5 protein-coding genes and 1 riboswitch are annotated in these 7,126 nt (G+C 76.9%); of the genes, 3 read left to right on the top strand and 2 right to left on the bottom strand.

The genetic code is table 11. From position 1 onward, the window contains the following. Positions 1-116: 116 nt before the first annotated feature. Positions 117-1,649: a hypothetical protein gene (locus ABT093_RS40080; protein WP_502884429.1), complete on the bottom strand. Its 1,533-nt coding sequence runs from the start codon at positions 1,647-1,649 to the stop codon at positions 117-119. A gap of 183 nt (positions 1,650-1,832) precedes the next feature. Beyond that, positions 1,833-2,948, bottom strand: coding sequence for an alpha/beta hydrolase (locus ABT093_RS40075; RefSeq protein WP_350572444.1), 1,116 nt, complete (start codon positions 2,946-2,948; stop codon positions 1,833-1,835). A 194-nt stretch (positions 2,949-3,142) separates the two neighbouring features. Further along, positions 3,143-3,341, top strand: a riboswitch (cobalamin riboswitch). A 34-nt stretch (positions 3,342-3,375) separates the two neighbouring features. Here ABT093_RS40075 and ABT093_RS40070 point away from each other — a divergent pair. From ABT093_RS40070 to ABT093_RS40060, 3 genes are all read left to right on the top strand, one after another. Beyond that, entirely contained in the window at positions 3,376-4,362 is a 987-nt protein-coding gene (locus ABT093_RS40070; protein WP_350572443.1) for a cobalamin biosynthesis protein, read from the top strand. Beyond that, on the top strand, positions 4,359-5,900 hold the full coding sequence (locus ABT093_RS40065) for a cobyric acid synthase (protein WP_350572442.1): 1,542 nt from the start codon (positions 4,359-4,361) through the stop codon (positions 5,898-5,900). The genes ABT093_RS40070 and ABT093_RS40065 overlap by 4 nt, the downstream gene beginning before the upstream one ends. Next, positions 5,893-7,126: magnesium chelatase ATPase subunit I (locus tag ABT093_RS40060; RefSeq protein WP_350572441.1), on the top strand; the 1,234-nt coding region annotated here is incomplete at its 3' end. The genes ABT093_RS40065 and ABT093_RS40060, both read left to right, overlap by 8 nt.

The raw sequence follows: 7,126 nt of genomic DNA, 5'->3' as shown, positions 1-7,126 counted from the left end.
TGCGTATTCGCGTTGCTCCCCGGCCAGCGCTGGGGAGTTCTACCTGTGGTCTTCTCCTCGGTGTGGTCCGCACCTTGCCCCCTTCCCCGCGCACTCGCGGGTGCGGGCCGGAACCGCTACGCGCCGCCGCGGTGGACGCTGAACGCCGAGCGGCGGGCCGCGCGGGCCACGCCCGGGTCCGGGTGGACGCCGGAGACGGCGGTCAGCACCGAGGCCGCCCGCGGGTGCCCGGACTGCCGGGCCCGGGCGAACAGCCGCACCGGGTCGCCGGCCGAGGCGCCCTCGACGTGGCCGACCAGCAGTTCCGTTTCACCGTGGTCGAGCACGGCCGCGGCGGTGTCCACCCAGAGCCAGGCGGCGTCCTCCGCGCCCAGCACGTCGGCCGGGGAGACCCCCTCGTCGGAGCGCTCGGCCAGCCAGAGCAGCGCGTACGGGCGCAGCACCGCCTCGTCGACCGCGGCCCGGACGGCCTGCTCGGCGGTCACGCCGGCCACCCGCAGCGCCTCGAAGGCCAGGCCGCGCACCAGCGCGTCCTCGCCCTGCGCGGCCTCCAGCAGTTCGGCCACCGCCCGGTCGGCCGGGCGGGCGGCCAGCCAGGCCCGGTACTCGGCGCGGGCCGGGCCGGGCGAGTAGTCGGCGCAGGCGCTCAGCAGCTCCAGCGCGCTCTGCTCGATGTGGCCGGCGGCGGTCTGCGCGACGGTGCAGATCTCCTCCAGCTTGGCCCGCACCGCCCAGTGCCCGAGCGGGGAGAGCTCGGCCGCGTTGTCCCGGCGGGTCAGCGCGCCGACGGCGGCCAGGCCGTCCAGCATCCAGTCCAGGACGGCGGCGACGTCGGCGGGCGAGGCCGGGGTGTCGATCTGCGGCTCGCGGCAGGTGCCGCGGACGGCGGAGACGGCGGAGGCCGCGTGCGGGACGGGCGAGAGGCCGAAGGCGCCCTCGCCGCCGCCGACCCGGCGCTCGTCCAGGCCGCGCCTGAGCAGCTCCAGCAGCTCGACGTCGGCCACCGGGCCGTCCACCAGATGGAGGAAGGAGAGCAGCTGCGGCGCCTGGTCGACGGCCTGCCCGGCGAGCACCGCGAAGACGCCGCGCAGGGCGGCGGGCGGCACCGGGGCGAGCAGTGTCCAGGCGTCGAACAGTGCCGACCAGCCGCGGACCACCGCCTCGTCGTCGTGCTCCCAGGCGTGCAGGCGCCAGCCGGGGCCGGCGCCGCCGTCCCTGGCCTCGACCAGGCCGACCAGCAGGGCCTGGCCCCAGGCCTTGGCGGCGGCGCCCACCGTCATGGCGAGGGCGCGGCCGGCCGCGCGGGCGTCGTCGGGGAGCAGCTCGCCGCGCTTGTCGACCTCGTCGAGGTCGCCGGACCAGCGGGCGATCCGGACGGCGTCGACCAGCATGCGGCGGGCCAGCGGGGCGAGCTCGGCGGGAGCGGGGAAGCCCTCCGGCACGGGGACCCGGCCACGGCCGGGTGCGGGGGCGGGGCCTCGTCGGCGGGGTACGCCCGGGGCCCCCGGCCTGGCGCCGGCGGGGCGGTGGGCCGTTCCGGGGAGACGGGTCACCGTCGCACCGGTACCGATCGTCGGCGGGAGCGGGGCATCACGGTCGCGCGGATTCCGAGACGTCACGTCGAGCAGTCTTCCCCTTGTACCGGCCATCTGTCACATCCGGTTGTCCGCGGGGGGCGGGCGAGGGGCGCGGGGGCTCGACAAGATCGGGCAACAGAGGCCAAACCGACTGGCTTGATCTTTGTGGCGGGTTCATGCCAGACGGAACCGGGGTGGGCCGGTATTCCGCCCCGTTCCGCGCGGCGGGGGGGCGGAACGGGTTTCGGCGGGGGGTCAGCAGAACGGGGTGAGCCAGCGGCGGAGGGTCTCGGCGTAGCGGTCCGGATCGGTGTTCCAGAGGGCGGCGTGGTCACCCCCCGGGAAGGCCTGGAGGTTGACCACGTCCGGGCGGCGGCGGGCCAGGCGCTCGGCGGCGGAGAACGGCGCCACCGGGTCGTCGGGGCCGTGCAGCACCAGGGTGGGCACCCGCAGGTCCGTACCCTCGGCGAGGCGGGCGAAGTCGGCCAGATCCACGCCGGTGCGGCCCTGGGCGGCGAGCGCGCCGAGTTCGGCGGCCGCGCCCCGGAAACCGGAGCGGGCGGCGTCCCGGCGGGCGGTGGCCGGCCAGTCCAGGACCGGCGAGTCCAGGACCAGGCTGCTGATCGAGGGGGCGAGGTCCGAGCGGGCGGCGGTCTGCAGGGCCATCGTGGCGCCGAGCGACCAGCCGTAGAGGACGACCCGGCCCGCGCCGCCGTCCAGAGCGGTGCGCACCGCCGCCTCGACGTCGCGCCACTCCGTCTCGCCGAAGTGGCCGAGGCCGTCCGGGGAGGCCGGGGCGCCGGCGTCGCCGCGGTAGGTGACGGCGAGGACGGGCAGGCCCAGGCGCTGCAGCTCGGACAGGACGGGCAGGCTCTGCTCCCGATCGGCGCCGGGGCCGTGCACCAGGACCACCCAGGTGCCGCGCTTGCCGTCCAGCCGCCAGGCGGGCATGGTGCCGAGCTCGCCCTCGACGGCGGTCTCGGCGAACGGCAGGCCGAGCGCCCGGGCCGGGTCGCCGAGGTGGACGCGGGGGGTGAAGCGGACCTCGGTGCCGGCCGTGAGGGTGCCGCGGTCGGCGCGCACCAGGCGGCGGGTGACGTCCGCGTCGTCGCGGCGCAGCACCTCCTCGACGACGGCGTGGCCGTCCTCGCCCCACTCGACGGCCCAGCGGCCGGGGCGCTCGCTCACGGCGGTGCGGGTGAAGGTGACCTCTCCGGCGCCGAGGCCGCGGACCAGCACCGGGCCGGTCCGCTCGCGGGCACCGGCGGCCGGGCGGACCATCCGCTCGGAGGCCCGGCGGCCGATCACCAGAACGGCGGCCCCGGTGCCGACGGCTGCGGCCGCCACGGTGGCCGCGATTCCCCAACGCATACTCGCTCCCCGCTGCTCGGTGTCTGGACCCACTCCTCAGCCCAGTCCACTCGCGCGGGCGGAGGGAAGCCAGTAGGACACGGCCGTACGGGTTGTTCCGGGATGAAAATCACACGGGGAGTCAGTAGACCGGTCTGCATATTCAGGGGCGGCGCACGGTGTGACCAACACCGTCCACGACCTCGGTTGACTCCCGGTTCGGGCCCGTGATGGGATCCTTCAGCCAATACGGAGGCATGCAGAGGAAGCCGGTGCGAGTCCGGCGCGGTCCCGCCACTGTCACCGGGGAGCACGACCGGAACACGCCACGGCGGGCCGTCAGAAGCCGCTGGAAGGCCCGGAGTGTGCGTCCGACCCGGAAGCCAGGAGACTCTCGCCCCCCGTTCGTCGATCCAGGGCGCGGACCCTGAGTGAGGACACGCACGCGATGCTGCGCCCTGCCGTGCACCCGCTGAGCGGGGCCGCCGCCTTCGGCGCGGGCGCCGTCGCCGGGTACCTGGCCGACGCCCGGTTCGGCGACCCCCGCCGCGGCCACCCGGTGGCCGGCTTCGGCTCCGCCGCCGGCCGGCTGGAGCACCTGCTCTGGCGCGACCACCGCGCCGTCGGCACCGCCTTCACCGCCCTGACCGTGGGCACCGTCGCGGCCGGGGCGATCGCCGCCGACCGGCTGCTGGCCCGCCGTCCGCTCGGCCGGGCCGCGCTCGCCGCCGCCGCGACCTGGACGGTGCTCGGCGGCACCTCACTGACCCGCGAGGCCCGCGCCATCGGCCGCTCGCTCGCCGCCGGAGACCTGACGGCCGCCCGCGCGCGGCTGCCGCACCTGTGCGGGCGCGACCCCAGCGCGCTGGACGAGCGGCAGCTGGCCCGCGCGGTCGTCGAGTCGGTGGCCGAGAACACCGCCGACGCCGTGGTCAACGCCCTGGTCTGGGGCGGTCTCGCGGGCACGCCCGGCCTGCTGGCGTTCCGCGCGGTGAACACCCTGGACGCGATGGTCGGTCACCGCTCGCCGCGCTACGCCCGGTTCGGCTGGGCCTCGGCGCGGCTGGACGACGTGGCGGGCTGGCCGGGCGCGCGGCTGACCGCGCTGCTGACGGTGGCCGCCGCGCCCGCGCCGCGCACCGCCTGGCGGGTCTGGCGGCGCGACGGCTCGGCACACCCCAGCCCGAACGCCGGCCAGGCCGAGTCGGCCTTCGCCGGCGCGGTGGGCGTGCGCCTCGGCGGCACGCTGCGGTACGGGGAGCGCGTGGAGCACCGCCCCGTGCTGGGAGGGGAACTGCGCCCCGTCGGGGTGGAGGACATCGAACGGGCCTGCGTGCTCTCCCGGCGGGTGAGCGCGCTGGCCCTGGGTACGACGGTCGCCGGGCACCTGCTGCTGCGGGCGGCGCTGGGCGGGAAGCGGAGGGTTGGGTCATGAGCAAGGCGCTGCTGGTCGCCGGGACGACCTCGGACGCCGGCAAGAGCGTGGTCACCGCGGGCATCTGCCGCTGGCTGGCCCGGCAGGGTGTCTCCGTCGCGCCGTTCAAGGCGCAGAACATGTCGCTGAACTCCTTCGTCACCGCGGACGGCGCCGAGATCGGCCGTGCCCAGGCGATGCAGGCCCAGGCGGCCCGGGTCGAGCCGGAGGCGGCGATGAACCCGGTGCTGCTCAAGCCCGGCGGGGACGGGCGCAGCCAGGTGGTGCTGCTGGGCCGGCCGGTCGCCGAGGTCGGCGCGCTGGACTACCGGGAGCGCAAGCCGGTGCTGCTGGAGCGCGCCCTGGAGTGCCTGGCGGACCTCAGGCGCCGCTTCGACGTGGTGGTCTGCGAGGGCGCGGGCTCCCCCGCCGAGATCAACCTGCGCGACCGCGACATCGCCAACATGGGCCTGGCGACCGCCGCCGGGCTTCCGGTCGTGGTGGTCGGCGACATCGACCGCGGCGGGGTCTTCGCGGCGATGTACGGGACGCTGGCGCTGCTGTCGGCCGAGGACCAGCGGCACGTGGTGGGCTGGTTCGTCAACAAGTTCCGCGGCGATGCCCGGCTGCTCGCCCCCGGGCTGGAGATGCTGCGCGAGCTGACCGGCCGTCCGGTGCTGGGCACCCTGCCGATGCTGCCGGACCTGTGGCTGGACGCCGAGGACTCGCTCGACCTGTCCACCGTCGTCGACCGGACCGCCGCGCGCGGACCGCTCGGCGCGGACGTGCTGCGGGTGGCCGTGCTGCGCTTCCCCCGGCTGTCCAACTTCACCGATCTGGACGCGCTCGCCCAGGAGCCCGGGGTGCTGGTCCGCTGGGCCACCCGCCCGGAGGAGCTGGCCGACGCCGACCTGGTGGTGCTGCCCGGCACCCGGGCCACCGTCGCGGACCTCGGCTGGCTGCGCGAGCGCGGCCTGGAGCCGGTGCTGAGGGCCAGGGCGGCGGCCGGGCAGCCGCTGCTCGGGGTCTGCGGCGGCTACCAGATGCTGGCGCACTCGATCGTGGACGAGGTCGAGTCGAAGGCGGGCGCGGTGGAGGGCCTCGGGCTGCTGCCGACCCGGGTGCGGTTCGGCGCCGGGAAGGTGCTCGCCCGGCCCGTCGGGGAGGCCTTCGGGGAGCGGGTCGAGGGCTACGAGATCCACCACGGCGTCGTCACCGTCGAGGACGGGGAGCCGTTCGTCTCCGATGGCGAGGGACGCGGTCTGGACGGTTGCCGGGTGGGCTCGGTGTGGGGGACGACCTGGCACGGCGTGCTGGAGAACGACGGCTTCCGGCGCGCGCTGCTGCGCGAGGCCGCGGCGGCCGCCGGCCGGGCGTTCGTGCCCGCGCCGGACACCTCGTTCGCCGCCGCGCGGGAGGCCCGGCTGGACCGGCTGGGCGAGCTGATCGAGGAGCACGCGGACACCGACGCGTTGTGGAAGCTGATCGAGGGCGGGGTGCCGGCGGCCGGATCGCTGCCGACCCTTGCGCCCGGGGCCCCTGGGAGCATGCATGAGTGACGTCCGATACCCGTTCACCGCCATCGTCGGCATGGCCGACCTGCGGCTCGGCCTGCTGCTGAACGCCGTCTCCCCGGCGGTCGGCGGGGTGCTGGTGCGCGGCGAGAAGGGCACCGCCAAGTCGACCATGGTGCGCGCGCTGGCCGGGCTGCTGCCGTCCATCGCGACCGTCGACGGCTGCCGCTTCGCCTGCGACCCGGCGGCGCCGGACCCGCAGTGCCCGGACGGCGCGCACGGCGGCGCCCCGGCCTCGCCGCGCCCGGCCCGGCTGGTCGAGCTGCCGGTCGGCGTCTCCGAGGACCGGATCGTCGGCTCGCTGGACCTGGAGCGGGCGCTCGCCGAGGGCGTCAAGGCCTACGAGCCGGGCCTGCTGGCCCAGGCGCACCGCGGCGTGCTCTACATCGACGAGGTGAACCTGCTGCAGGACCACGTGGTGGACCTGCTGCTGGACGCCGCCGCGATGGGCCGCTCCTACGTCGAGCGCGAGGGCGTGTCGGTGCGGCACGCGGCGCGCTTCCTGCTGGTCGGCACGATGAACCCGGAGGAGGGCGAGCTGCGGCCGCAGCTGCTCGACCGGTTCGGCCTGACGGTGGAGATCGCCGCGACCCGGGAGCCGGCGGAGCGGGCCGAGGTGGTGCGCCGCCGGCTCGCCTACGATGCCGACCCGGCCGCGTTCGCCGCCCGGTTCGCCGGGGAGGAGCGGGCGCTGGCGGCGCGCATCACCGCCGCCCGGGAGCTGCTGGGGCGGGTGGAGCTGACCGACACGGCGCTGCGTCAGATCACCGCCGTCTGCGGGGCCTTCGAGGTGGACGGGCTGCGCGCGGACATCGTGATGGCGCGCACCGCCGTCGCGCTGGCCGCCTGGGCGGGGCGCACCGAGGTGCTGGCGGAGGACGTCCGCAAGGCCGCCCAGCTGGCGCTGCCGCACCGCCGCCGGCGCAACCCGTTCGACGCGCCCGGGCTGGACGAGGAGCAGCTGGACCGGGTGCTGGAGGAGCACGCCGAGCCCGAGCCCGAGCCGCAGCCGCGGGGGCCGGAGGAGCCCGAGGAGGACCCGGACCCGGAGGGCGGCCCCGACGGCGGCGGCCCGGACGGCCCCGACGGCGGCCCGCAGGACGGCGGCCCCGGCGGCCACAACCAGGCCGAGGCCCGTCCCGAGCTGCCCGGGCACACCGTCAGCTGGTGGCCGATCGGCACCGACACCGCCAAGTTCGACCTGTCGGTGG

The sequence above is a fragment of the Kitasatospora sp. NPDC002551 genome, from assembly GCF_040296005.1.
Taxonomy (GTDB): domain Bacteria; phylum Actinomycetota; class Actinomycetes; order Streptomycetales; family Streptomycetaceae; genus Kitasatospora.
Note: the sequence above shows the minus strand (reverse complement) of the source record. Positions and strands in the feature narration are given on the sequence as shown.

Excerpts from the sequence above, each read along its gene's own strand:
- ABT093_RS40070 (WP_350572443.1), top strand. The coding sequence starts at position 3,376 with ATGCTGCGCCCTGCCGTGCACCCGCTGAGCGGGGCCGCCGCCTTCGGC.
- ABT093_RS40065 (WP_350572442.1), top strand. The coding sequence starts at position 4,359 with ATGAGCAAGGCGCTGCTGGTCGCCGGGACGACCTCGGACGCCGGCAAG.
- ABT093_RS40080 (WP_502884429.1), bottom strand. The coding sequence starts at position 1,649 with ATGGCCGGTACAAGGGGAAGACTGCTCGACGTGACGTCTCGGAATCCG.
- ABT093_RS40075 (WP_350572444.1), bottom strand. The coding sequence starts at position 2,948 with ATGCGTTGGGGAATCGCGGCCACCGTGGCGGCCGCAGCCGTCGGCACC.